Annotated in this window: 19 protein-coding genes; 10 read left to right on the top strand and 9 right to left on the bottom strand. The window is 36.6% G+C overall.

The annotated features are described in order from the left end of the window. From ABIZ51_01575 to ABIZ51_01550, 6 genes are all read right to left on the bottom strand, one after another. The coding region (locus ABIZ51_01575) for a GH25 family lysozyme (GenBank protein ID MEO7087463.1) at positions 1-1,516 on the bottom strand (1,516 nt) is incomplete at its 3' end. Between the two features lie 2 nt (positions 1,517-1,518). Further along, the gene (locus ABIZ51_01570; protein ID MEO7087462.1) at positions 1,519-1,857 is read right to left on the bottom strand and encodes a hypothetical protein; all 339 of its coding nucleotides are present in this window, start codon (positions 1,855-1,857) and stop codon (positions 1,519-1,521) included. Positions 1,858-1,983: 126 nt separating this feature from the next. Then, positions 1,984-2,640: a hypothetical protein gene (locus ABIZ51_01565; GenBank protein ID MEO7087461.1), complete on the bottom strand. Its 657-nt coding sequence runs from the start codon at positions 2,638-2,640 to the stop codon at positions 1,984-1,986. A gap of 42 nt (positions 2,641-2,682) precedes the next feature. Then, positions 2,683-5,772 (bottom strand): ATP-binding cassette domain-containing protein, encoded by a 3,090-nt coding sequence (locus tag ABIZ51_01560; GenBank protein ID MEO7087460.1) that lies wholly within the window; start codon positions 5,770-5,772, stop codon positions 2,683-2,685. Between the two features lie 97 nt (positions 5,773-5,869). Further along, a complete protein-coding gene (locus ABIZ51_01555) occupies positions 5,870-6,298 on the bottom strand; it encodes a hypothetical protein (protein ID MEO7087459.1) in 429 nt (142 codons plus the stop codon). 1 nt (position 6,299) lies between these two features. Beyond that, entirely contained in the window at positions 6,300-7,202 is a 903-nt protein-coding gene (locus tag ABIZ51_01550; protein MEO7087458.1) for a hypothetical protein, read from the bottom strand. Positions 7,203-7,485: 283 nt separating this feature from the next. Here ABIZ51_01550 and ABIZ51_01545 point away from each other — a divergent pair, with 283 nt between their 5' ends. The 7 genes from ABIZ51_01545 to ABIZ51_01515 all read left to right on the top strand — a co-directional run bounded on the left by ABIZ51_01545 (position 7,486) and on the right by ABIZ51_01515 (position 18,771). Next, the gene (locus tag ABIZ51_01545; GenBank protein MEO7087457.1) at positions 7,486-8,097 is read left to right on the top strand and encodes an SET domain-containing protein; all 612 of its coding nucleotides are present in this window, start codon (positions 7,486-7,488) and stop codon (positions 8,095-8,097) included. Between the two features lie 93 nt (positions 8,098-8,190). Then, the gene (locus tag ABIZ51_01540; protein MEO7087456.1) at positions 8,191-8,520 is read left to right on the top strand and encodes a hypothetical protein; all 330 of its coding nucleotides are present in this window, start codon (positions 8,191-8,193) and stop codon (positions 8,518-8,520) included. A gap of 354 nt (positions 8,521-8,874) precedes the next feature. Further along, positions 8,875-12,615: a TonB-dependent receptor gene (locus ABIZ51_01535; GenBank protein ID MEO7087455.1), complete on the top strand. Its 3,741-nt coding sequence runs from the start codon at positions 8,875-8,877 to the stop codon at positions 12,613-12,615. A 47-nt stretch (positions 12,616-12,662) separates the two neighbouring features. Beyond that, on the top strand, positions 12,663-16,667 hold the full coding sequence (locus tag ABIZ51_01530; protein MEO7087454.1) for a T9SS C-terminal target domain-containing protein: 4,005 nt from the start codon (positions 12,663-12,665) through the stop codon (positions 16,665-16,667). Between the two features lie 56 nt (positions 16,668-16,723). Next, positions 16,724-17,809 (top strand): PorV/PorQ family protein, encoded by a 1,086-nt coding sequence (locus tag ABIZ51_01525; GenBank protein MEO7087453.1) that lies wholly within the window; start codon positions 16,724-16,726, stop codon positions 17,807-17,809. Positions 17,810-17,889: 80 nt separating this feature from the next. Next, positions 17,890-18,363: a transcription elongation factor GreA gene (greA, locus tag ABIZ51_01520; protein MEO7087452.1), complete on the top strand. Its 474-nt coding sequence runs from the start codon at positions 17,890-17,892 to the stop codon at positions 18,361-18,363. A 3-nt stretch (positions 18,364-18,366) separates the two neighbouring features. Continuing rightward, the gene (locus ABIZ51_01515) at positions 18,367-18,771 is read left to right on the top strand and encodes an HIT family protein (GenBank protein ID MEO7087451.1); all 405 of its coding nucleotides are present in this window, start codon (positions 18,367-18,369) and stop codon (positions 18,769-18,771) included. Here the strand turns inward: ABIZ51_01515 and ruvC are convergent. Then, complete coding sequence (gene ruvC, locus ABIZ51_01510; protein ID MEO7087450.1) at positions 18,743-19,294, bottom strand: crossover junction endodeoxyribonuclease RuvC; 552 nt, start codon at positions 19,292-19,294, stop codon at positions 18,743-18,745. The genes ABIZ51_01515 and ruvC overlap by 29 nt on opposite strands. Before the next feature lie 226 nt (positions 19,295-19,520). On the opposite strand from ruvC, the gene ABIZ51_01505 reads away from it, so the two are divergent. The 3 genes from ABIZ51_01505 to ABIZ51_01495 are packed head-to-tail and all read left to right on the top strand — an operon-like array spanning position 19,521 to position 22,713. After that, positions 19,521-20,309, top strand: a complete 789-nt coding sequence (locus tag ABIZ51_01505) for a lysylphosphatidylglycerol synthase domain-containing protein (GenBank protein MEO7087449.1) — start codon at positions 19,521-19,523, stop codon at positions 20,307-20,309. Beyond that, positions 20,306-21,451 (top strand): glycosyltransferase, encoded by a 1,146-nt coding sequence (locus ABIZ51_01500; protein ID MEO7087448.1) that lies wholly within the window; start codon positions 20,306-20,308, stop codon positions 21,449-21,451. Before ABIZ51_01505 ends, ABIZ51_01500 begins: the two co-directional genes overlap by 4 nt. Positions 21,452-21,456: 5 nt before the next feature. Then, a complete protein-coding gene (locus tag ABIZ51_01495) occupies positions 21,457-22,713 on the top strand; it encodes an ABC transporter permease (GenBank protein ID MEO7087447.1) in 1,257 nt (418 codons plus the stop codon). A gap of 85 nt (positions 22,714-22,798) precedes the next feature. Here ABIZ51_01495 and ABIZ51_01490 read toward each other — a convergent pair whose 3' ends face one another. Both ABIZ51_01490 and ABIZ51_01485 read right to left on the bottom strand, forming a co-directional pair. Beyond that, positions 22,799-23,290 carry a hypothetical protein gene (locus ABIZ51_01490; GenBank protein ID MEO7087446.1) on the bottom strand — a complete coding sequence of 164 codons (492 nt, stop codon included), beginning with the start codon at positions 23,288-23,290 and terminating at the stop codon, positions 22,799-22,801. A 101-nt stretch (positions 23,291-23,391) separates the two neighbouring features. Beyond that, complete coding sequence (locus ABIZ51_01485; protein MEO7087445.1) at positions 23,392-24,729, bottom strand: FAD-binding oxidoreductase; 1,338 nt, start codon at positions 24,727-24,729, stop codon at positions 23,392-23,394. Between the last annotated feature and the right edge of the window lie 29 nt (positions 24,730-24,758).

Raw genomic sequence — 24,758 nt, 5'->3', positions numbered from 1 at the left:
TTGGAGTCGGATTCACAACAATGCTTGAAGTAGTTGTGTTCGATCCATTCGAATTAGTAGCTGTTAAACTAACGGTATAAGTTCCTGCCGTATTATAAGTTACAACTTGACTTGCAGTGCTTGATGTGCCAGGAGTCCCACTCTGAAATACCCAACTATAGCTCGTTGGTCCGCCAGAGGATGTGCTTGTATAAGTAATCGAAGATCCTTTACATACTGGAGAGCTTGTCGTAGTATAAGAGGCAGTTGGCGTATTTGTTACGCTAAGGTTATCTATGCCAACATCTGCAGCACCTTTGTCTGTAACAACAAAACGAATAACACTTGTTGCTGAAATTGCTGTTGTAGTAATCGTTTGGGTTGTCCAAGCAGAAATTTTTGATGGAATACTTAGTAATGTAGTTGAAAACGTATTCCCTCCATCTGTAGAAAGCATCACATCAAAGGCGAAAGGAGATGCTGATAATTCATTGTGGATATAATCGAATTTAATTTCTTTAGTGCCTGCCGCAGAAAGATTTACATATAAATCGAAAAATCCTTTTGAGCCTGCCGGAGGCGGATCGTTGTGAAACCGTGCACTGTATGAACCTGCAGATGCAGCAGGAGAATATACCCCTAAAGTAGGCGAAGTCCAATCAACACCGGTATAATCGTTTCTGTGCCAATAATCATCACCATCTGGAGAAGTGCCTCCTACGCTGCTTGACCAATATTTATCAGGGATGCGCTGAGCACCTCCGCTGCATGGATCCGCTATCCATGCACTTTCAAATGAAGTGGAGTAGGGTAAGGGTGTATAGGCATGCACGCAAGGAACACAAGCTGTTAAAGCATTAAATGCAGTATTAGTACCATTAAAAACATCCTCGTCCACTTGACCAGAAACTCCTGTAACGGTACCAGTAAAAGACCATTGTTTAAAATCCCATGTAGTCCATACTCCAGTAGTAGCAGGAGGAGTGGATGAATTGCCATCAGGGTCAGCCATCCAAAGACCGTAGATATTTAAAGAATTATTTAGGTATCCTGAAATACTTCCATCGGTATAGAGAATTGGCTCTATACCTGTCGAATCGTAAACGGTTTTCATCCAAGCTTGAACCCAAGCTGTTAATTGTGAACTGCTGAAAAAAGTTTCGAGAGCAGGTCCGCTGGGAGGATCTTCTAAATCGAGAACAGGTGGTAAATAACAAGATTTAATATAAGGACCTGCCACACTCACAAAATGATTCGCCTCTGCAATTGCCGTATTGTCTTCTGGACGCGCAAAATGATAGGCTCCCATTACCACTCCTGCCGAAGTTCCATTTATCTGATTACTCGTAAAATAAGCATCTGTGATACTTACTCCTTCAGAAGCTTTTGCGTAAGCAAATGTAATACCTGCTGATTTTACTTGTGTCCAATTGACAGTGCCTTGGTAAGAAGAAACATCAATGCCAAGTATAGTCTGAGCATTTACGTTTATACTCAGAAGTGCAACTACTATAAGAAATTGTATTTGTTTTTTCATTATTATTTTGATAGCACTATTTTTTGAATGCACTTCCATCCTTTTCCATTTATGTAATACGATATCTTAAATACTTTTTTTACATATTTTGGATTAATTTCATACTTGCCATTCGTTTCAACAAGAATATCCTTGTATTCCGAATTTATTTCAAAACTTGTTTTAGTCTTGTCTTTTAAATTTTTTATCAGAACCAAGGATGTGTTTCCGACAGTTATCTGATATTCGTCGTTAAAGGGACGCAGATTGCTGAGTTTTCCTGTAACCGAGTGCGTTTCTGAGAAGCTTGTTAATCCTGTAAAAAACAAAGCGACAAGAAAGATGATTTTCAATTTTTTCATGGACGAGGTAATAAATTTAATGCAAGTTAGCATTTATTTTAACATCGTCTAATTTTTAGGCATCTCAATCGAAATAAAAAATAGCGGCTGAAAAATTATTTTTCGAAAGGAAAAAAAGAATTTTTTTTAATAAATAGTAGGAGCTTTATCGGCATATTTATTTTTCAGCCCTTGATACGCGCCTGAAAAATAAAGGATAATTCGCAATCCTGCGATGGTTTGGTAGCTGTTAACATTCACAAAAATATCCGCACCAATACCAGTGTCGTACGAAATTTTCCGAACCATTTGTACTTCTCCGAATACCCCGAATGCAGAAACGGAATTAACGCTATAACCCGTGCTGTCCTTAGGATAAATGATGGCGTAAGAAGGTCCGATAAAATACGCCAAATTGAATACTTCATTTTCTTTTCTACCACCATAACAAATGTGTAATTGCGTGTTGTTATAATTCCCGAAAGCATCTCCAGCAAGGAGAAATCCCAATTGATAATAATGCGCTTGGATATGGAAATTATAATCTGCTCCCCAAACAAATTGTGATTTTGTTAGCGCGGAGTTGTATGCCTGTCCGCCGCCGCCAGAAAGCCAGTTGTTATAAATTTTAAATATTTTATTGTTGATGACAATTGTTTCTTTTAGATTAACAGAATCTTTTTTTGCGACAAGATCGTATTTTTTGTGCTGGAAAACTTGTGCAAAAAGTGGTGTGAACGTGCTTGTAAAAAGTAGCGTCAAAAAAATAATTTTTCGAATCGTTTTTTTTGAATTATTTTTCATCGTCTCAGTATCCGCTATTTTAGGAAATCAAAAAAATGTTTTTCAGAATGCTGATTTTTTGCGTGAAAATTTTTCGGAAAGAAGTCCTATTCCGTCAATTATTTTTCGGAGTACATCAAAATACAAAGTAACGGTAAGCAACAACGACATCAACCAAATAACCAAAACATTTACCCAATAGGTATCGTAATAGTTTCCAAGAATTTTTTTTCTGGGTGCAAAGAATTGTGCGTTCCCAAAATTGGAATAAATAGGATCTAAAAACACGGGATCGGCTTGCTGTATCAGCATTCCTTTTTCTTCTAAAATTTTATTTAAATCGTTTTTATTGGTTACTAAATCAGAAAGATTATCGTTTTCATTTTCATTTTTTAAATTCAAAAAATCTTGTTTTCCTTGCGGCGTACTGTTCCATTTCGTAATTAAATTATCGCGTTGATCGCTTGCGCTATTCCACAATTTGATGTAATAATCCGACAATTGTTTTAGATAATTACGCGTTAATTCAGCGATGTGTGGCGTAAACGAAGCAGAATTCAAACTGTCTAAATAATTAAATTTAATGTCCACTGTGTAATTCATTTCTTTCGCAATTTCATTTTTCAATACCGCTAAATTTTGTTTCACAACAGTTGCACTTGCTGGGTCTTTCAAATTACTTTGACACACATCTAATTTTCCATTCAAATTGCTTATCAAAAAATCTTTTTTGAAACTCGCAATACTCATAAGTTTATCGTACTTGTACAAGGGTTTTTCGTAGTCGTTGTTTTTAAATTGATCTACCGCCAACGCTTCAAAAGCCCAGCGAGAAGTCATTATTTGTCCGGCAAATGGAACTGAATTTTGCGACGTAATAATTGGATTTAATTTATCAAATTTCACAATCACGCCGCTCAATAATAATTGTGGAATAATTAAAAACGGAATTAAAATATAAATGGTTACTGCCGAATTAAAACTTGCCGAAATATTCAACCCGAGCATATTCGCGAAACAAGATGCACTGAAAAGTACGAGCCAATAATCAAGCAGCATGCCATGTACGTGCAACATCGTATTGCCAACAAGTACAAATAAAAGTGTTTGTATCGCAGACAAAACAAACATGATGCTAATTTTTGAAATCAAATAACTGCCTTTACTCAAATTCAAAAACGATTCTCTTTTTTGGATTTTTCGATCGCGAATAATTTCTTCCGCACTTACGGTTAAACCGATAAATAATGCTACCACTACTGCCATAAATAAATACGCCGGAATGTTTTCGTTTTCACGGAAAATATAACCTGCTTTATTCGACACATCTGTATTGTAATATTTTACTAAATACGCGAGAATAAAGGCAAGCAAAGGAGATTCTAATAAATTAATTACGAGGTATTGCGTATTTGTTAATTTAGAAAGCACATCGCGTACCACAAAAACTTTGAGCTGTTTTAGTTTGTTCGGAATTTTAAAAATTCCTTTCGGAATTTCGGTGTGCTCCATATCGGCATCCGAAATTTTATGTTCTATTTCTTTCTTGTATTTCGCATTCCATTCGAGCGGAGAAATTTTTCGGTTGTATGTTAAATTGCCATATTCGTCCAATACTTTCGCTTCGATGATATTAAAAATTTGTTCTGGATTGACATTTCCGCACACCACGCATTCGCTCTCATTACAGTTAACGTGATTCACAATCGTTTTAAAATAAATCACCGCATCCACTGGATTTCCATAATAAATCGGATGTCCGCCCACATCTAAAATCATTAACTTATCAAACATTTTAAAAATTTCGGAAGAAGGCTGATGAATCACCACAAAAATTAATTTTCCTTTCAACGCCAATTCTTTCAGCAAATCCATAATGTTTTCAGAATCTCTGGAAGACAATCCAGAAGTGGGTTCATCTACAAAAAGAACCGAAGGTTCGCGAATTAATTCCAGCGCAATATTGAGTCGCTTACGTTGTCCGCCACTTATTTTTTTATCCAACGGACTTCCAACTTTTAAATCTTTGGTTTCGTACAAGCCAATGTTGGTAAGCAAATTGAGTACTATTTTTGTAATTTCAGCATCATTTAAATTACCGAAACAAAGTTTTGCATTGTAAAAAAGATTTTGAAAAACTGTTAATTCTTCAATCAATAAATCATCTTGCGAAACATGTCCGATAACACCTTCGATATTGGAGATTTTTGAATGAATATTTATTCCATTGATTAAAATTTCTCCTTTCGAAGGCTTTTCATTTCCGTTTAAAACATTTAACAAGGTAGATTTCCCAGCACCGCTGCCACCCATAATCCCAATTAATTTTCCGGAATCTTCTGCAATATTAATATTGTGCAATCCTGTTTTTCCACCTTTAAATTTATAGTCAATATTTTTGGCAATAAATGTTATTTTGGATTTAGATTTATCGCTTAAAAAAGAACTGATAATATCGCTGTAATAAATTGGTTGTACTTTGGAACTGCGTATCGACGAGCCTTGCGTGAGAATATAAATACGATCGCCGACCATTAATTGTCCGTTCAAGTGCAATTCGCTTGCACCGAAATAACGAATCGCGTACATGTTAACACTCGGAATATTCAGTACTCTGAGTTGTCCAGAAAGTGTTTCCGAAAAAATATGTTTTGTAAGATGAAAAGACGGATTTTTAGTGTGATCAATAATTAAAATTTTGTCAGAATCAGGAACTGTTTCCAATCCCATTTTCACAAAATTCATGCAGCGTTTAAATTCACCTTCTTCGATGTTAAATGTTTCCGAAACGGTAGAAACAAATTCTAATTCCTGCGGACTGATTTCCTGATTCGAATTAACAAATTCGAGCAAACGGATGAGGACAACAATTTTTTGTTTCTGCGTTAATTCTGCATTTATCTGAGTACAAATTCGTAAAACTTTAACGGAATTAAGTGAAGTACGTTTTTCGCTGCCGTCTTTTTTTTTCGATGATTGATGAAGCACTTCTAAAAAGCCATCAAAAATAACCAAGTATTGATCTACCAATTCTTGATTGAGTTGTTGTTTTAAAAACGACTGAACAATCTCGCGCCCATTATTGGTAATGCCATCCACGCGCGCAATAATTGCGAACAATTGCATTAAGGCTTTCAGAATTCGTTCACTCATAAATTACATTTTGTATTTGTGATGAGAAGCTAAAAATATAAAAAAAAGACATCATACGAAAGTGTATCATGTCCTTTTACAGAAATAAAATAAGTTCTTATTGTTTAAAGCCGATTAAAATCACGGCACATCCGGAACCTTGATTGGTTGAGGGATCTAAATGTGCTTCAATGGTACAATCCAATGTGGACGTAACTTTAAAATCCCAATACGCTGCGTTGCTATAATCTTTATTGGTAAACAATAAATTACGTTGACTATCATATACTGAGAAAATTAAATTTCCGTCTGTCAATCCACTGCAAGCAGCAATTCTGTATGTAGATCCCCCGTAAAAAGTAGCATGAAATTCTGCTGTTTCATCTGAGTTCAATAAAAGTGCACGGTATTGTTGTCCGTCAGATATAAAACCCGTTTCCAAATGTTTTGCGCAAACGTTTGCAATCGTATCGCACTGTGCTGACGCTGTGCTCGCATATACGAAGCCACACGCCACTAATAAAAATTTAAGTATTCCCTTTTTCATTTTAGCCTACAATTTGTGTTCTGATGGATTGAATTTTTTGAGTAATTGCCTGTATTTGTTCGCTTGTAATTTTAACATCCGATTTACTGTTGATGGTGGTTGTTTTATTCGGCACGTCAACAGTTGGTTTTATATATTCGTAATTGATTTGAACCGTTTCAAATAACTTTGATAAATCGTTTAAATTATCTACTAATTTTTTATAATCAGCATCGTCTGCATAAGGTGTTAACATTGCGATTAAACTTTGCAAAGATGTTTTTTGATCGGCAATACGATTTTGAATTTCTGTTGTGTTTTTTGTTTTTGAAACAATCGTCGCAAAATTTAAACTTTCAATCCAACCGCCAGCTAAAATCAATCCGCTTACATTGTTGCGTTGATTGTTTTTCAAATAGGCATCACTTTCGCGATACGCCACGGAAACCAACATTAATAAAGAATCTTTATTCCCAATATTTTTTTCAAAGCGTTCCAAGGTTTCTTTGCTGAATGCGGAAGAAACGCCCAAAGCATCTGCCAATCCTTTTACGGAATGCAAATAGGCAATGGCATCTTGCGGTTGATCATACATTGTTACATAACCCAAATCTGCTCCGTAAATGCCTAAATTAATGGCTTTCTGAAAATTAGAAGTGTAATTGGCCGTTTTTTGAGCTGGATTTAAAATCGTTTTGTCGTACGTTGCCCCACTTTTTTGGATTAAAAAAGCAGTTTGAATGGGCGAAGGAATGCTGAATAAATGTCCGTTTACATTTACAACTGTTGTTTTGTTGCTGTCTATTTTCGGTGCCGTAGAAGCATCTGAAGACTTATCTCCGCTGCTTTTGCATCCGAAAGAGAGCAAAGAGAAGGCGGCTAAAATCAGCGAAATGCTTTTGATTTGTAATAGTCGTATTTTCATTATCGTAAAAGCGTTTTATTGTTTCTTGATATTTTCAAAATTGAGTTTTCAAAAATAGTATTTTTTTATTATAAAAGATGAAAAATAAAAATAAGTGCATATTTAATGCTTCGAAAAATTATTTTTTTGAGATGACTTTTCTACCTTTTTATTTCAGGCAAAAATAAGGCTTCGGAAAAATAATTTTTCAATATATTGATTTTCAATTAAATAAAATAAACAAACAATTGTGTTTTTTATTCACATTTAAAATACATTTACTTCGTTTTTTCAAAAAAATTGCATGATACACCCTCATACAGAAGTTCGTTTTATTAGTGATGAAATTGGTTACGGAGTGGTAGCCACTCAACTCATTCCAAAAGGCACAATTACGTGGGCTTTAGATAAGTTTGATCGTATTTTCTCTCCAAAAGAAATGGAGGAAATGGAGGAACCTTATCACACTATTTTGGACGTTTATAGTTATCGAAACAATAAAGGACATTTTATTTTGTGTTGGGATAATTCCAGATTTGTCAATCATAGCTTCAATTCCAGCTGCATTAGCACGGCGTACGAATTTGAAATTGCGGTGCGCGATATTTTACCAGGAGAACAATTGACGGACGATTACGGTTATTTGAATGTGTCGGAACCCTTTGATTGCGTTCCTGAAAAAGGCTGCACGCGCACGCGTGTAATGCCCGATGATATTTTAAATAATCATAAAATTTGGGATGAAAAATTAATTTCTGCCTTCCAAAATTTTTTAAATGTGGAGCAACCTTTGGCTAACTTATTGGACAAAGAAACGCTTCAAAAAGCGCATTCCATCGCGAAAGGCGAAACAAAAATGGATTCTATTTTAACGTGCCATTACTACGGAAACGGAGTAGAAAAACACAGCAAATAATTTCACCACCAAAAAATCGGTTTGAAAAATTATTTTTTCGAATGTGTTTTTTGATGCTCGAAAAATTATTTTTTTAAACGTTATCTTTGCATCGTGAATGAAAAACTAAAAATAGTTCGAAAAATTATTTTTCTGATGGCTTTTTTAGCCTTGCCGGTGATGGCGTTTTCGCAAGAAAATGCTGCGCAGAAAAGTCCACCTACCTCGCGCGCACAAAGACAAGCAGATAAAAAAGCTTGGAAACAAAAACGCTTGCAAGATAGAGCAGAAAAGAAAAAAATTCGTGATTATCAAAAGGAAACGCAAACAAAAAAAGTGCAAAAACGGATGCGGAAAGATCGTCGCCATGCCGCGCGTGTCAATCAAAACAAACGAGAGTTTTTTGTAAAACGTTGGTTCGAAAAAAGAGCCACGAAAAAATAATTTTTCGAACGTAAAAAAATAATTTCCAAAAATAAATTTGGATAGGATGAAACTTTTTGTATATCTTTGTCCATATAAGCAGCAGATTTGTTTTTTAGTTCGTTGACTTATCATTAAAAAAATTCCCCCCTTTTTGTTCTGAAGTGAACAATCATAAAATTTGAAATTTATTGAAATGTTTTTTCGTTTCGCGCAAAGCCTTGCTTTTATTGCTGGCTGCAGAGGACGGAAATAATTTAACGGTATTATTTCCAAGCACATAAAAAAAAATATTTGGAAATTAAGTTTTATTATTTCTATATTTACGACCTCTATTTTTTGCACGAGGAAAACTAAACATTAAACCTATTTAATATGATACGTAAACTCTACGCTACGTTAGCTGTTTTTTTTGTCGGAACAACATTAGTGTTGGCTCAAACCGGCGAGATGAAAGTGAAAGTTGTTGATAAAACAACGAAACAGGGCATTCCTTTTGCTGCTGTGGTGGTTGAAAATGGAGGCGCGCAAGTTGGAAGCGGGCAAACTGATTTTGACGGTATTGCCGATATTAAACCACTCCCTCCTGGGAAATATGATGTAAAAATTCAAGTGCTTGGATACAACCCATTGCAAATATCTGGTATTTTTGTAAATGCAGATAGAATATCGGAGGTACCTGCAGCGATGGACAATGGAAACGGCGTTCAGTTAAAAACGTTTACGAAAGTAGAATATAAAGTTCCTATTATTGATAAAGATGTGAAAACTGGAGGAACCATTGATGCGCAAGATTATACGCACATGGCATCCAAAGATTTGGGATCTGTGGCATCCACGGTTCCGGGTATTTATCAGCAAGATGAAGGAACAAATATCAGTGTTAGAGGAGCGCGTGCTACTGGTAATGCAGATGCTGACGAAGAAAGTACAACGGCTATTTTTATTGATGGACAAAGAGTAAGAGGTTCCAGCAGCATTCCGCAAAGCGATATTGAGCAAATTTCCGTTATTACGGGAGGTATTCCTGCACAATACGGAGATGTAACGGGTGGTGTTATTAACGTTACGACAAAAGGACCACAAAGCACTTACTTTGGTGGCGTGGAAGCAGTTTCGTCTCAATTAACAGATTCTTACGGATACAATTTATTTGACTTTAGTTTTGGTGGTCCGCTTATCATGAAAAAAGATACCACGACCCACACAAAAAGATCGGTACTCGGATTTATTATTTCTGGTCAAGCAGAACACGATATTGATCCAAGTCCATCTGCTGTTGGAGCTTATCAAGTAAACAGCGATGTATTATCGCAATTGCAAGCCAATCCTATTTCTCCAGCAGCTAATGGCGCTGGTTTTGTGAGAAATGCGGAGTATGTTACTATGAATGATTTAACACATATCAAAGCGCGCCAAAATGTAGGTTCTACGGAGTTTATCGTAAATGCAAAGTTGGATTATGCACCTTCTAAAAACATTACATTAACATTAGGCGGTTCTGAGGATTACAATAAATACAATGCTTTTGTTTACGATTATGCTTTGTTTAATCCAACACACAATCCTTTATTCACCAATAATACTTGGAGAGTTTTTGGCAGATTAACACAACGTTTCGCCGACACACAATCTAAAGATGAAAAATCAACGTCGAATATCCGAAATGCTTATTATAGTATAGAAGCTGGATACACCAATTATCACAGTATTCAAGAAGATGCGACACAAGGTTCTAATTTATTCGATTATGGATACGTTGGTCAGTTTCATCAATATAAATCCAGAACATATCAATTTCAAAATGGAACACCGGGACATGCCGCAGGGTATTATCAATCTGCTTTCTCGGATTCCTTACTTACCTTTACTCCTTCCAATATCAACGCTCAAGGAGCCGCTTACACGAGCGATTTTTACAAATACACAGGTGCACAAAACGTAACTACTGGTGCACAAGTAGAACAAGGCTTGGGGATGTTGAATGGAGATCGCCCTTCTAATATTTATTCGTTATGGTACAATACTGGTCGCCAATACAATGGATATACTGTTATAGATAACAATCAGTTTAGAGTAGTAACGGATTTTTCTGCGAATATTAAAAACCATGCGATTCAAGTAGGTTTTGAATACGAACAAAGAACAGACCGTTATTTTAGTGTGAATCCAATCGGTTTATGGACTTTGATGCGTCAATTGGCGAATTTACATTTAACTCAATTAGACACAGCGCATCCTATAGTAGCAAGTTCTGGTACTTACAATTATTATGAATACAACCGTTTGTACGACGGAAGTACACAAACGCGTTTTGATAAAAGCTTGAGACAAGAACTTGGGATAGCCCAAAACAGCACACAATGGTTGGACATTGATTCCTATAACCCAAGTATGTATTCTTTAAACATGTTTAGTGCAAGTGATTTACTAAACAGCGGAGGCTCTTACGTTAATTATTATGGTTATAATTATGATGGAAGTGCGCAAACAGGCAACCCAACTTTAGGTGATTATTTTAATAAGGTAGATTCGAGAGGTGATTTGTCCAGAGAGGTAGCCCCTTTCCGTCCAATTTATGTGGCAGGATATATTCAAGATCATTTCGATTTTAAAGATTTAAAATTTAACGTGGGTGTTCGTATCGACCGTTACGATGCTAATCAACAAGTGCTAAGCGATCCTTATTTGTTGTATCCTGCTAAAACAGCCGCAGAGGTAACTAATTTAGGTGCCATTCCTGCTAACATCGGTTCCAATTATGTAGTGTATGTGAACGATGTCAACAATCCAACTCAAATAGTAGGATTCAGAAATGGAAGTACTTGGTATGATTCACAAGGTAATCAATTACAAGATCCTACGGTATTGGCTTTGGCAACATCTACCGGAAAAATAGCTCCATATTTGGAAAACCCAAACAACCAGGTTTTAACAACGGCTGCTTTCCAAAGCTATACGCCACAAATAAATGTGATGCCACGTTTGGCTTTTTCTTTTCCTATTTCGGATGTAGCTGACTTTTTTGCACATTATGATGTATTGACGCAACGCCCTACTGCAGGTTCGGCAGCGGGTGCAGTAAATCGGTTGGACCCATTCAGTTATGAGTATTTACAGCAATTACAAGCTGGTTCAGTTATCAACAACCCGAATTTATTACCAGAAAGAACTACCGATTATGAATTGGGTTTCAGACAAGCGTTGAATGAAAGTAAAAATTCAGCAATTACTATTTCTGCATTTTATCGGGAAATTAGAGATTTGATTCAAGTACAAGGAGTGGTAGATGCTTATCCAACTACTTATAACACCTATGGAAACGTAGATTTTGGAACCGTAAAAGGATTAACCATTGCTTATGATTTAAGAAGAACAAATAATATTCGTTTAACTGCGAGTTATACTTTACAATTTGCAGATGGAACAGGTTCTAATGCGTCAGAGCAGATTAATTTAGTGAGTGCTGGCTTACCTAACCTTAGAACAATTATTCCATTGGATTATGACCAACGGAATCAATTTGTAACAAATATTGATTATCGTTTTCCTTCTGGTTCCGATTACAATGGTCCTACTTTAACCACACACAAAGGGAAAGACGGACAAAAAACATTGCAATTGTTGGCAAATATGGGAGCTAATTTAGTATTCCGTCTTGGTTCGGGAACACCTTATACCAGACAGTTCAATATTACACAAGGAGATGTGAATACACAAAATGTGGCAATTGGAGTTGCTCAACAATCCGTTATCGAAGGAAATCCAAATGGATCGAATTTGCCATGGCAATTTAGAGCAGATTTAAAAGTGGATAAAGATATTCCTTTAACTTTCGGTAAGAAAAAAGAAGGAGAAGATAGTCGCAAAAAAGCAGATTTGGATATTTATGTTCAAGTGCTGAATTTATTTAACACACAAAATGTATTAGCTGTTTATAGAGCTACTGGAAATCCAGGAGATGATGGCTTTTTAAGTTCAGCTCAAGGACAACAATTGATTGCGACACAAACAAGCCCTCAATCTTTTACCGATTTGTATGGAGTGAAAGTGAATGATCCAAGCAATTACAGTTTACCGAGAAGAATACGTATAGGAGTAGCTTTGGATTTTTAATATTATAAATAGAGTATAGAAAATAAACAACAATAAAAATAACGACCATGAAAACTAAATGTAATCACCTCTTAGCCTTTGCAGCATCTATCGCATTTATGGCTAATGTTACTGCAAGAGAAAATGTAGGTCAGTCTGGACAACATCGTCCAGCCCCCCCACCGACTACATTGGCATCCGCATGTAACCCTGCGACCTCGCAGCAAGATTTGAACTTTAACAATGTCCGAGCCAGAATACTGGGCGGAGGAGATATGTGGTGGGATTTATTACAGAATCCTAAGTATGAAGTACCAAAAGGAGGAGGCGTTGATGCCTTGTTTGCTGGAGCTTTATGGATTGGAGGTATTGATGCAGGTGGTCAGTTAAAAATAGCTGCTATGACGTATCGTCAAAATGGAAATGACTTTTGGCCAGGTCCTTTAGATACAATTACCGCTTCTACCAACCAAACTGTTTGTAGCCAATACGATAAACATTGGTTGATAACTCGCCAAGAAGTACAAGATTATTATTCTTTTTTGCATGGAACGCCTCCTCCGGGGTATACGGGTCCTTCACAGGCTATTTTAACATGGCCAGGTAATGGAGATCAATCTCAAGGGCAAGGTAAGTATTTAGCTCCTTTCGTGGATGTAGTGGGAGATGGACATTACGATCCTTCCGTAGGAGATTATCCTGCCTATAATTTAACAGGAAAAGCCACCACTTGCCAAGGACAACTTTATGGCGACCAAACAATTTGGTGGGTGTATAACGATAAAGGAAATATCCATACCGAAACAGGAGGACAAGCCATCGGATTAGAAATTAGGGCGCAAGCTTTCGCTTTTGCTACCAATGATGAAATAAATAATTGTACCTTTTATCAATACCAAGTCATCAATCGTTCTTCGTATCAAGTAAACAATGTGTATTTCGGACAATGGGTAGATCCTGACTTAGGTTGCGGTACAGATGATTATGTAGGTTGTGATGTGGGAAGAGGCTTTGGCTATTGTTATAATGGAGAAGCCATTGACCAAAATTGTCCAGCAGGAGAATTACCTTATGGTCAATATCCTCCAGCTATTGGTGTGGACTTTTTTCAAGGACCAAAAGCAGTTGGACCAGGTGCAGGAGTGGACAGTTACGGAACTAGTTTTGTAGACAGTCATGGAAACATTCCGATGACCAAATTTATGTACTACAACAATGACTTTACCATTGTTGGAAATCCACAAAATGCGACGGATTATTACAATTATTTACAAGGTGTTTGGAGAGATGGAACTCCCATGCAGTGGGGCGGCAATGGACATAATACAGGTGGTGTAAAATGCGATTTTATGTTTCCTGGTGATCCATTCAATAACTCAACAACAGACATCGCTTACAAAGGTACTGGAGGAGTTAATCCAGGCTCTATTTGGGACGAAGCTGCGATTCCAAACCCTTTTGGAGATAGACGTTTTATCCAATCTGCTGGTCCTTTTCGATTAGATCCAGGTGCTGTTAATTATGTAACGGATGGAGCCGTTTGGGCAAGAGCGACTAACGGAAATAATATAACTCCGATACCTCTTTTGCAAGCAGCAGATGATAAAGCACAAGCTTTGTTCGACAATTGTTTCAAAGTATTGGATGGTCCGGATGCTCCAGATTTAACAATCCAAGAACTCCAAAATGAATTGATTTTGACGCTTTCCAATAAACAAACTTCTAATAATTATTTGGAAAAGTATGCTCAAACATCTGCGACCATTGCTAAAACGTTCAAAGATACACAATACGTATTTGAAGGGTATGAGATTTTCCAATTACAAAATGCTTCAGTTACTGCGTCTAATTTATTAGATCCGAACCAAGCACGTTTAGTAGCGCAATGTGATGTACACGATTCCATTATACAAATGGTTAATTTTACATTTGACCAAACATTAAATGCCAACGTTCCTACATTAGAAGTAACAGGGGCAAACAATGGAATTACCCATTCTTTTAACATTACCAAGGATTTATTCAATACTTCTGGAAATCCTACTTTAGTAGATAACAAACAATACTACTATATGGTGATATCTTATGCTTGGAATAATTATGAAACCTATGATCAAGGAAATCCGGCTACTATAGGCGGACAAAAAGTGCCTTTTTTACAAGGTAGAAATAATATTCAGGTTTATACGGGCATTCCGCATATTCCAGAACCTCAAAACGGAGGCACGGTTCAAGCAGCAAGTTATGCTAATGGACCTTCTTTAACAAGAGTAGAAGGACAAGGTAACGGTGGTAACATCTTAGATTTAACACCTCAAACAGTTACTAATATCTTAAATTCACCAACTAACAGTGTAACAACTCCTACTTATGTTAATGGAGGAGGACCGGTATTAGTAAAAGTGATAGATCCGTTAAATGTTCCGAATAATAATTTTGTATTGAAGTTTTATCAAGGTGTAAATTATAATTCTCATTGGACATTAACAGATTTGACTACGGGTGTTATTGTTAAATCAGATACAACGATTCATTCGAATAATGAACAAATTATTCCACAATGGGGTTTATCGGTTGTTGCACAACAAGTATCTGTGCCGGGTACACAAGCACCCACTACATTTAATACAGTGGGTCAAACATTGCCATTAACAACAAGTGCTATATTGCCAAGCAGCGGTGTACTTCAAGCCACAATGACGTTTGCAGATCCGACCAAAAATTGGCTTACAGGAGTTCCTTATCAAGGAGGAGGGCAACCGCAAACATGGATTATGTCTGGGACCGTTTCACTTCCAGCTCCTCCGGCATCAGCACCAGCGTATAATTCCTATAAAATAGGAGCTAAATGGGCGGATCCAAACGGTGATTTTACCAAAATAATTGGTGGTACTTGGGCTCCTTATTTTATGTGTTTACATACTGATGCATCGAATACTTCTTTAGGTGGTCCTCAATGTAATTCATCAGTACCTCAGCTCAGTAAATTGAGCGATTTAGCAAGTATTGATGTTGTCATTACGGCAGATAAATCCAAATGGTCCAGATGTCCTGTTTTTGAGATGGAAGAAGCTTCGTCTTTAGCTATAGGTAATGCATCGAAATTGGACATTCGTAAATCACCATCCGTAGATAAAAATGGCGTTGCCAATTACCCTTCGACCGACAACAGTGATTTTGCAATGGGTATGGGTTGGTTTCCAGGTTATGCCATCAATGTGGAAACAGGAGAGCGTCTAAATATTTGTTTTGGAGAAGATTCTTGGCTGACATCAGAGAATGGTGCCGATATGAAATGGGATCCTACTGCTGATTTGTATTCTAATCCAGTTAATTTTAATAATCCGGCTTTGAGCGAACTTTGGGGTGGTAAGCATTATATTTATGTGTTTGGACATAATGGCGATAGCCCAACCAGTGTATCGAAATACGATGCCGGTTTTAAAATGCGCACTTTGTTGGACGATGCTTCAGGTCCTACTAACGCTGTAAACAAACGCTCTGTTTTTGCGGATGCCATGTGGGTAAATATTCCTTTACTTAATGCTGGACATCAATTGTTGGAAACAGATGTTAAAATCAGAATTAGAGTTGGAAGACCATACATGAGAGCTTATGCTGCACGTTATGGCGCAAGTAACGCCGCTCCTTCAATTGATAGCGCGAGTCCAGCACAAAACACCAATTATCCGATGTACACATTCAATACCGCTGATTTACAAACAAAAACCAGTAATTTGAATGCGGCACAAAATGCCTTGGCTTTAATAAACATCGTTCCGAATCCTTACTATGCTTATTCGGCTTACGAAACCAATGCAGTAGATAATAGAGTGAAGATTACTTGTTTGCCGCAAAATTGTACCATTACCATCTTTACGTTAAATGGTACACTTATTCGCTTGTACAAGAAAAATTCTCCAGTTACTTATTTAGACTGGGATTTGAAAAACCAAGCTGAAGTACCTATTGCCAGCGGAATGTATATTATTCATGTGGATGTTCCGGGAGTGGGTGAAAAAACATTAAAATGGTTTGGAGTAATGCGTCCGATAGACTTAAATTCGTTCTAAAAAAATAAAATATATAAGTTGTGTTATTAAAAGTGAATCACATTAAAACCAATAGTATGAAAAAATCTTATAAGTTTCTGACCCCCGCTTTACTGATAGGATTAGCAGCATTGATGCCCACTAATTTGTTTGCAGGAAATCCCGATAGGGCAGGTACTGCTGGAGCAACAGAGTTGTTAATTAACCCTTGGGCTCGTTCTTCTGGATGGGCAGGAGCGAATACTGCTATGTGTCAGGGCATAGAAGCATCTTACCTCAATATTGCAGGTCTTGCTTTTACTCCCCAAACAGAATTAATATTCGATCATACCAACTGGTTGGTAGGCACAGGAATTGGAATTAACACTTTCGGCTTGTCTCAACGTGTTGGCAAAACAGGTGTTATTGGGTTTAATGTGATGTCAATGGATTTTGGAAATATTATGATTACGACGACTGACAATCCAGAAGGAGGTTTGGGAACATTCAGCCCTTCGTTTGTCAATTTAGGAATGTCGTATGCTAAAGCATTTTCAGACAATATTTATGGTGGAATCAATATGAAAGTAATTTCAGAAGCCATTTCTAACGTCAGTGCAAAAGGTGTTGCAGTAGATGCCGGCGTTCAGTATGTTACCGGTCCTACCAACAATATCCATTTCGGTATTTCATTGAAAAATGTAGGTCCTACAATGGTCTTCAGAGGTGATGGTTTATCTTTCCGAACAGCTTTGCCAAACGGAAATCCGTTTAATATGACGGTAGAACAACGCTCTCAAGAGTTTGAGTTGCCTTCTTTAGTTAATATTGGTGCTGGATACGACATTAACTTTTCGAAAGACAGTTCTGCACTTAAAACGCAACGTTTAACAATCGCGGCAAATTTCACATCTAATTCATTTTCACAAGATCAATACCAATTGGGATTGGAATACGGCTTCAGAAGCTATTTGATGTTACGAGTTGGATTTTGTTACGAAAACGGAATTTTTGATGCTATTGATGCGGGCCGTTTAACAGCATATACTGGTCCAACAGCTGGATTTACCGTTCAATTACCTTTTGGACATGCAAAAAAATCTACTTTTTCAATTGATTATTCTTACAGAGCAAGCGATCCTTTCCAAGGAACAAACACTATTGGAGCGAGAATAAGTCTCTGATTCGTTTTTTTTCTTAATTTTGTTAAAAAGAGAATTCCATTGCGGGATTCTCTTTTTACACTTATTTAATAGCCTATAACATGACACAATTATCTTATTTTACAGATGAAGGTTTGAAAAAACTGAAGGACGAATTAAATTTTTTGAAAACAAAAGAAAGATCCTCCATTTCCAAGCAAATCGCGGAAGCGCGAGATAAAGGTGACCTGTCGGAAAATGCAGAATACGATGCCGCCAAAGAAGCACAAGGATTGCTCGAATTGAAAATTTCTAAAATGGAGCAAGTGCTCAATAATGCACGTCTGATTGATCAGTCGCAATTAGATAATTCCAAAGTATTGATTCTTTCCAAAGTAAAAATTAAAAACATAAAAAATGGTGCTACCATGGTTTATACGCTTGTGGCGGAAAATGAAGCGGATTTAAAAGCCGGAAAAATATCCATTAATTCGCCCATTGCGCACGGCTTACTCGGAAAAAAAGTAGGCGATAAAGTGGATATCAAAGTCCCATCTGGAAGCGTCCAATTCCAAATCATTGAAATTTCTCGCTAAAAAATGGCAACTATTTTCAGTAAAATAATAAATGGAGAAATTCCTTGTCATAAAATTGCGGAAACCGATTCTTGTCTCGCTTTTTTAGATATTTCGCCTTTAACAGAAGGACATGTATTGGTAATTCCGAAAAAAGAAATCGATAATTTTTTTGATATAGAAGATGCTGAATACACAGCTTTAACGCTCTTCGCAAAAAAAATTTCTCAAGCCATCAAAAAATCAATTCCGTGTAAAAAAGTCGGTGTTGCCGTTATTGGCTTAGAAGTTCCGCACGCGCATATTCATCTCATTCCCATCAATCGCGTAAGCGATATGAATTTTGCCCTTCCGAAAAAAATTTTTTCAAACGAAGAATTAGCAAAAACAGCCGAGAAAATCAGGCTTTCCTTCCAGGATTTTCAGTAACAAACGCTTTCCATCCCGAAAATTTTTTTTCGCCACCAGAATTATTTTTTTGAAAATAATGACAAACCGCCGCTGCCAAGCCATCCGTAGCATCTAAATAAGTGGGCATTTCTTTAAACCCGAGCAAACTTTTCAGCATTGCCGCCACTTGCTCTTTCGAGGCATTTCCATTTCCGGTAATGGATTGTTTTATTTTTTTGGGAGAATATTCAAAAACAGGTAAGCCTTTATTTAGGGCAGCCGCAATGGCAACGCCTTGCGCTCTTCCTAACTTTAACATCGATTGCACATTTTTTCCAAAAAAAGGAGCTTCAATCGACAATTCATCGGGTTTGTATTCTTCAATTAAATAGGTAGTCCGCTCAAAAATTTTTTTCAATTTCATTGGATGATTTTCTAATTTATCGAGCTTCAAAACGCCAGCAGCAATCAGTTTCATCGTACTTCCTTGGATATGAATCAAGCCATAACCCATCACCGTTGTACCCGGATCAATTCCCAAAACAATCCTGTCTGCCGCCATTTTAGTACATTTGTTTAGATAAAATCAATTCGCATCGTCGTTGAAAAAAAACAACACATACAAAGTTATAAGTCTTTTGTTTAAAATACTTATTGTCGTTATTTCTTTTGCGTATATTTTTTATAAAATATTCTATAACTCAACAATAACAAGTAATTCAGAAAATTTGTTTCAAAAAAATATTTTTTCGAAGCACATTTTTTTAATTGTTTTAACACTCGTTTTCATGGTCGTAAATTGGAGTTTTGAAGCTATTAAATGGAAAATTTTAATCGAGAAAATCCAAAAAATTAATTTTTATACCTCGCTAAAAGCCGTGATGGCAGGCATTACCGTAAGCGCTTTTACACCCAATAGAGTGGGTGAATTTGGTGGCAGAATTTTTTTTCTGGAACCCGAAAATCGAAGCAAAGGGATTGTACTTACTTTTCTCGGAAATACGGCTCAATTGCTTGTTACTATTGTAATTGGTGCTTTTGTTTTTATGTTTTATTTGGCTTTTTTTACGCCTTTGAAAAATTATTTTTTAATACTTATTGATTTATTGATGGTGCTAATTATTATTTTTTTTCCACTTATTTATTTCAAAAACGAACGTTTCAAAAAATATTTTTTTAAACTAAAATTTTTACGAAAACACGAAGAAAAAATAAATTTGTTTTTTACCTTTTCATCGTCAGAACTCTTGAATTTGTTGTTTTTTTCTTTTTGTAGATATATTATTTTTACGATGCAATTTTATTTTTTGTTGTGTGTTTTTGGAGTAGAAATACCTTTTCTATCAGCGTGTATTTTAATCGTAATGATTTTTTCTACCACTACTTTTATTCCAACTTTTGCGCTCACAGAGCTGGGTGTACGCAGTTCTGCCGCCATTTTATTTCTCGGAATTTTTTCGCCCAATGTAATCGGAATTGCGTTGGCATCCATCGCACTTTGGATTGTGAATATTGCACTTCCTGCATTAATAGGCAGTTTTACTATTTTTAAGATTCCTTTTTTCAAACAAAAATGATTTTTTTTACCAATATTATTTTCTGTTTTTCTATTACGATTGCTTTTTTGTACGCCGTATTTTTTTTATTTTTAATGGTGGGATGGATACGCACAAATTTTTTTTCGTCGTCTGAAAAAATAATTTTTGGAGGTACAAAAATTTCGATTGTTATTCCGGTTCGGAACGAAGAAAATAATATTTTAAAATGTTTAGAGAGCCTCTTGTTACAAGATTATCCGAAAGAATTAACAGAACTAATTATCGTCGATGATTTTTCGGAAGATGAGACTTTTTTACTTCTGAAAAACGCGCTTCAAAAAAATAATTTTTCAAACGTCATTTTAATTTCATCGCAAAAAGCAGGAAAAAAAAATGCCATTTCTTCTGGCATCGAAAAAGCAACTGGAACGCTCATTATCACGACGGATGCAGATTGTACATTTCCTCAAAAATGGCTTTCGACCATCGTTTTATTTTATGAAAAAAACCACCCGAAATTTATTTTTTCGTCCGTCATTTTCGCGGATAAAAAAACATTTTTTCAAAAACTACAAAGTGTAGAATTCGCTGGATTAGTTGCTGTTGGTGGCGCATCCGCATATTTCAATTTTCCCTTGATGTGCAACGGTGCTAATTTGGCGTTCGAAAAAATAATTTTTCAAGAGGTAAACGGCTTCGAAGGAAACGAACACATTTCTTCCGGCGACGATTTATTTTTGATGGAAAAAATTCGAAAAAAATATCCATCCGAAATAAAATTTTTGAAATCCGCGGAAGCGACTGTTTTTACAAAAGAAGCACCCAATTTAAAATCATTTATTTCCCAACGAAAACGTTGGGCATCCAAAACGGTACGCTTAAAAAGTAAATTTATTTTATGGACAGGTGGAATTATTTGGAGCATGAATTTTTTAGTGCTTTTCAGTGCATGTTTCATCGCTTATAATAAGACTTTCATCGCCTTATTTTTATTTCTTTTCGCAACAAAATGTATAATTGACTTTTTGTTCTTATTTTTAGCCGTTTCTTTTTTCGAAAAAAGGAGCTATGTCGTGTGCATCTTGATTATAGTGGTTTTTTATCCAATATATGTTTTGTACATGAGTGTTTTTGGTAGTTTCGGGAAAATAAATTGGAAAAATAGAGTTATAAGTAAGTAACAATAATGTCGGTTCGCAGAGAAAAAAATAGTTATTCAGAGTCGTTAACGTTTTACGCTTGGCAACGCCTTCGCAAAAATAAATTGGCGATGTTTGGTTTGGTAGTAATCAGTTTTTCTGTAATTATTGCCTTGGCGGGATACCTCATCACACCCGATGCCACGCCAAATGCTAACGAGCAATTGTTGGAGCTTTCTATTAAACCACCTGGTTTCAGAGTGCAATTATTGCGCGTCCGGAAAAATGAAAAAAGCCATCATGTAAATTTTTTATATAAAATGCTTTTTGGAGAAGAAAGCGATTATACGGATGTTCCTATTTATCGTTATTATTTTGAAGACAATGATATTGTGTGTGAGGAATACACTGGAGAAACACCCAACAAAGGCACCATGGTAAAATACAATGTGGCAGATGTGGTTTATGCCATCAATTACAATTCGCCCGTTGTAAACAATCAAATGGAAGGCTATGAGGAATTTTACGAATTTGGAAGTAACACGAAAATGAAAAAGCAAGTGCGCGAAATGCAAGAAAGTATTATCGCGAACAATTTGGTATGGCGCAAATATATTTTAGGAACGGATCGCGAAGGACGCGATATGTTAAGCCGATTAATGATTGGCACGCGCGTTTCTTTGGCGGTGGGCTTTGTGTCCGTTTTTATTTCTATTGTAGTCGGTATTTTAATGGGCGCACTGGGCGGTTTTTTTAGAGGTTGGGTGGACAATGCTGTGATGTGGGTTATCAACGTAGTTTGGTCTATTCCAACACTGTTATTGGTGATTGCGATTACGCTTGTTTTAGGAAAAGGCTTTTGGCAAGTTTTTGTTGCCGTAGGACTTACCATGTGGGTAGATGTAGCCCGTATTGTACGCGGACAAATACTGGGTATCCGCGAAAAGGAATTTGTAGAAGCGGGTAGGGCATTGGGCTTTACTAATTATCGCTTGATTTTTAAACACATTATTCCCAACGTAATGGGACCGGTTATCGTTATTTCTGCGGCTAATTTTGCTTCTGCGATTTTAATCGAAGCTGGATTAAGCTTTTTGGGTATCGGCGCGCAACCGCCAACAGCCTCTTGGGGAGAAATGATTAATGCGCATCGCGGATACATTATCGCGGACGCTGCCTACCTTGCCTTTTTACCAGGACTTGCCATTATGTTAATGGTACTGGCATTTGTATTGCTCGGTAACGGGTTACGCGACGCCTTAGACACTAAGTCGGGAAGCGATGACCAATTAATGGGCACTTAAAAAGGCGTTTGAAAAATTATTTTTTGAAGCATAAAAAAAGCCTCGTTTTTACACGAAGCTTTTAGAAATATTTTTCGAAAAAAAATTACATCGTATGTCCTTTAGCACATTTTTCTCCGCAGTTCTTCATACATTCTGCTTTATTTTTGCAGCCCATATCGCAACCTTTCATACAACCTCCTGCAGTGCAAGAAGCACCTGATTTGCTGCATTTTTCGCCACAACTTTTCATACAAGCCGAATCGCTTTTGCAATTTTTATCACAGCCTTTCATACACTCGTGTGCAGAACAACCATGGTCTTTCATACATTGCATCATGCCTTGTTTTCCACATTCTGGCCCACAATTTTTCATACAAGCCGAATCCGTTTTGCAACCTTTGTCGCAACCTTTCATACACTCGTGTCCTCCTTTGCAACAAGCCATTTTACTGGTGTCTTTCGAACATGTTTTCACGGCAGTGCTGTCTTTTCCATTAGCGCCAGTTTTTGAATCTTTTCCGTTGCACGATGACATCGCGAAAGCAAGTCCGCCAGCAAGTACGGAAACAAATAATAGTTTTATGATTTTTTTCATTTTGAAATTTATTTTTTAAGGGTTGAAAAAATTATTTTTTTGTGAATGTAAAAATTTAAGTGGCACAAAGATACAAGAATCTTTGTGCGAAAAATTATTTTTTAAAAACGGTTTTCTTTAAAAGCAATTTCTTTGTTTTTATCTACTTGATAATATTTTGCCCAACCGTTATTGATGGAGAAAACAAGTTGTTTCCCGAAAATATTTTCCATCCAAATCGGCACAAAAAATTTCCGATCGGCACTTAAGTATTGATAATATTTATGATCGTTACACGATTTATCATCAATCACATGACGTGCAGCAAAATCGCCACAAAAAGTTGCCCAAGGCAAACCAACGCAACCTAATACAAAATGGATATAAGGTTGTTTTTCATCGCGCACAACGGTGGGAATTAAATCTCTGGTTGTATCAATTAATCCGGGCCAATACTGAATAAATTCCAAGCGTTTTATTCCCAAAAATTTCGCTTTAAATTTATTGATAACGTCATTTATAATGTGTGGCGAAGTAGTGTAATTACTGGAAAAAGTACTGAGCGAAGTTCCGCCGCCAAGCAATAAGCGATTATCTCCCGTTAAACGGAAATAGGAATATACTAAATCCGAATCCCAACATTGAAATTGTCCTTTCGGAAATAAATAATTCAAGTCACGATCATCCAAAGGTTCGCTGATGGATAAAAAAGTTTGTGCGTGAAAAATATCTTTAGAATAATCCGTTAATCGCGGATCCAATTTATCGGCACAAAAAATAATATTTTCAGCCGTAACAGAACCCAGATGTGTATAAACGGTATGTTCTTTTATATGTCGCACTTCGGATGATTCGTAAATCTGAATGCCGTTATCCATCAACACATTTTTTATTCCGTGTGCATAACGCAAAGCGTTAATTCCGTATGTCCCTGAATACCTTACAGCGCCTGTGTAAGAATGCGAACCAACCAGTTCATTTACTTCTTTTTTGTTGTATAACTGAACTTCGTAACCTAATTTTTTTCGAGCTTCTACTTCTTCGATGGTTTCTTTCATTCCCTCTGCATCATTGCCCAAAAATAAACTGTCCTGTGCAATTAAATCACAATTTAAATTGTATCTTTTTACGTTAGCAACAATTTTATCAACTCCCGAAGAAGCCAATTCCCAAAGGTCGCGTGCACCATCCACTCCGTAACGACGGAGTAATTGCGAAAGTTCTAATTCGCTATCGGGCGTTAAAAATCCGGCACTTTTTCCGGTGGAACTGCCGCCGCAAATATTTTTTTCGAGCACTACTACTTTCAATCCAGTTCCAACAAAAGCCATCGCTGCCGAAAGTCCGGCTGCGCCGGCACCAACAATAACTACATCTGCTTTAATATTTTCTTTTAAAGGCGGCTGAATAGCGCGCTCAATGCCGAGGAGTGTGGTGTACCACCAATCTTGTAAAATCATTACGCAAAGTTACATGCAAATAATTAATA

It is taken from the genome of Bacteroidia bacterium, assembly GCA_039924845.1.
Classification (GTDB): domain Bacteria; phylum Bacteroidota; class Bacteroidia; order DATLTG01; family DATLTG01; genus DATLTG01.
The sequence above is the reverse complement of the archived record's forward strand: the minus strand, read 5'-3'. Positions and strand labels throughout refer to the sequence as shown.

What these genes read in the sequence shown, in the direction of transcription:
- ABIZ51_01545 (MEO7087457.1), top strand. Translation starts at nt 7,486, where the DNA reads ATGATACACCCTCATACAGAAGTTCGTTTTATTAGTGATGAAATTGGT.
- ABIZ51_01555 (MEO7087459.1), bottom strand. Translation starts at nt 6,298, where the DNA reads ATGAAAAAGGGAATACTTAAATTTTTATTAGTGGCGTGTGGCTTCGTA.
- ABIZ51_01525 (MEO7087453.1), top strand. Translation starts at nt 16,724, where the DNA reads ATGAAAAAATCTTATAAGTTTCTGACCCCCGCTTTACTGATAGGATTA.
- ABIZ51_01490 (MEO7087446.1), bottom strand. Translation starts at nt 23,290, where the DNA reads ATGAAAAAAATCATAAAACTATTATTTGTTTCCGTACTTGCTGGCGGA.
- ABIZ51_01560 (MEO7087460.1), bottom strand. Translation starts at nt 5,772, where the DNA reads ATGAGTGAACGAATTCTGAAAGCCTTAATGCAATTGTTCGCAATTATT.
- ABIZ51_01530 (MEO7087454.1), top strand. Translation starts at nt 12,663, where the DNA reads ATGAAAACTAAATGTAATCACCTCTTAGCCTTTGCAGCATCTATCGCA.
- greA (MEO7087452.1), top strand. Translation starts at nt 17,890, where the DNA reads ATGACACAATTATCTTATTTTACAGATGAAGGTTTGAAAAAACTGAAG.
- ABIZ51_01505 (MEO7087449.1), top strand. Translation starts at nt 19,521, where the DNA reads ATGGTCGTAAATTGGAGTTTTGAAGCTATTAAATGGAAAATTTTAATC.
- ruvC (MEO7087450.1), bottom strand. Translation starts at nt 19,294, where the DNA reads ATGGCGGCAGACAGGATTGTTTTGGGAATTGATCCGGGTACAACGGTG.
- ABIZ51_01485 (MEO7087445.1), bottom strand. Translation starts at nt 24,729, where the DNA reads ATGATTTTACAAGATTGGTGGTACACCACACTCCTCGGCATTGAGCGC.
- ABIZ51_01495 (MEO7087447.1), top strand. Translation starts at nt 21,457, where the DNA reads ATGTCGGTTCGCAGAGAAAAAAATAGTTATTCAGAGTCGTTAACGTTT.
- ABIZ51_01565 (MEO7087461.1), bottom strand. Translation starts at nt 2,640, where the DNA reads ATGAAAAATAATTCAAAAAAAACGATTCGAAAAATTATTTTTTTGACG.
- ABIZ51_01500 (MEO7087448.1), top strand. Translation starts at nt 20,306, where the DNA reads ATGATTTTTTTTACCAATATTATTTTCTGTTTTTCTATTACGATTGCT.
- ABIZ51_01550 (MEO7087458.1), bottom strand. Translation starts at nt 7,202, where the DNA reads ATGAAAATACGACTATTACAAATCAAAAGCATTTCGCTGATTTTAGCC.
- ABIZ51_01515 (MEO7087451.1), top strand. Translation starts at nt 18,367, where the DNA reads ATGGCAACTATTTTCAGTAAAATAATAAATGGAGAAATTCCTTGTCAT.
- ABIZ51_01570 (MEO7087462.1), bottom strand. Translation starts at nt 1,857, where the DNA reads ATGAAAAAATTGAAAATCATCTTTCTTGTCGCTTTGTTTTTTACAGGA.
- ABIZ51_01535 (MEO7087455.1), top strand. Translation starts at nt 8,875, where the DNA reads ATGATACGTAAACTCTACGCTACGTTAGCTGTTTTTTTTGTCGGAACA.